Annotated in this window: 1 protein-coding gene; it reads right to left on the bottom strand. The window is 61.6% G+C overall.

Features of this window, described 5'->3' with window-relative positions; genetic code table 11:
• Positions 1–198, bottom strand: a 198-nt coding sequence (locus SB773_RS33120; RefSeq protein WP_410594678.1) for a hypothetical protein, incomplete at its 3' end; no start/stop codon positions are given.
• Positions 199–255 lie beyond the last annotated feature (57 nt).

The raw sequence follows: 255 nt of genomic DNA, 5'->3' as shown, positions 1-255 counted from the left end.
CATTAAGGTTCCCACTTCCGTATCGAGCGATCCCACCACCTTCACGGATCTCACGAGGGCTGCGCCGATTGCCACCTCCACGGGTACCGCAATCGTCCAGGGCCCCGCTGGACCGGTCACTGACCTGACGATAGGTACTGTCACCACGGGAACGCCAGCAGCAAGCATTACGGGTTCAGCTCCAACGAAGCGACTCAACCTCGTCCTCCCCGACAGTGGTGGAGGTGCGGTGTCACTGGTCGACGCGCATCTGAC

Origin of the sequence: Bacillus sp. SIMBA_074 (assembly GCF_046534555.1) — a bacterium.
GTDB classification, from domain to species: domain Bacteria; phylum Bacillota; class Bacilli; order Bacillales; family Bacillaceae_G; genus Bacillus_A; species Bacillus_A mycoides.
Note: the sequence above shows the minus strand (reverse complement) of the source record. Positions and strands in the feature narration are given on the sequence as shown.